Source organism: Blastopirellula marina (assembly GCF_002967715.1).
In the GTDB taxonomy this organism is placed as follows: Bacteria; Planctomycetota; Planctomycetia; order Pirellulales; family Pirellulaceae; genus Bremerella; species Bremerella marina_B.
The window spans coordinates 1-670 of record NZ_PUIA01000071.1 but is presented as its reverse complement, the minus strand read 5'-3'; the positions used below and the strand labels follow the sequence as shown (position 1 = coordinate 670).

1 protein-coding gene is annotated in these 670 nt (G+C 52.8%); it reads right to left on the bottom strand.

The genetic code is table 11. The annotated features are described in order from the left end of the window. On the bottom strand, positions 1-305 hold a 305-nt coding region (locus C5Y96_RS22500), incomplete at its 3' end, for a P-II family nitrogen regulator (protein WP_105358141.1). Positions 306-670 lie beyond the last annotated feature (365 nt).

Genomic DNA, 670 nt, shown 5'->3' with positions numbered 1-670 from the left:
ATGCGAATGACATCGGTCAGTTCGCTGATGAAAATCTTGCCGTCGCCGATCTGGCCCGACTGCGCCTTTTCGATAACGGTGTCGACGATTTCCTGGAACTGTTCGTCGGTGGCGACGATCTCGATCTTGATTTTCGGAACGAAATCAATCGAGTACTCGGCGCCGCGGTAGGTTTCGGTCTGACCCTTCTGGCGACCAAAGCCTTGGACTTCGATTGCGGTCATCCCACCGAAACCCTTGCTCACCAAGGCGTCTTTGATCTCATCGAGCTTGTGATGACGGACAATCGCTTCAATTTTCTTCATGGACGAACATCTCCGTATTCTGACGTGACGTGGATCGGGCGCTGCAAGGGCATTGGCCATTGCTGCACTCAAAAGCTCACATAACCAGCCCCAACGGTCATCTGCCTCCAAAACTCATTTGAATTAGGCAGACGAGAGAGACTGCTGGAAGGCCAGCGCAGACCGTCAATCGGACCGCTGTGAAAATTTGAGCGTCTTGCCCCACGGGATGCAATCATTATGCCAATTGCCGCAAAGCGTCTGACAGCATGCCACAACCTCTTACCCTAAAGGGGGTTACAGACAACATTGCAATCCCGAATAGTACCGAGATTGCCGGTGAAATCAGCAGAATGGGGCGCAACACGCGCGATATGCATGCACAG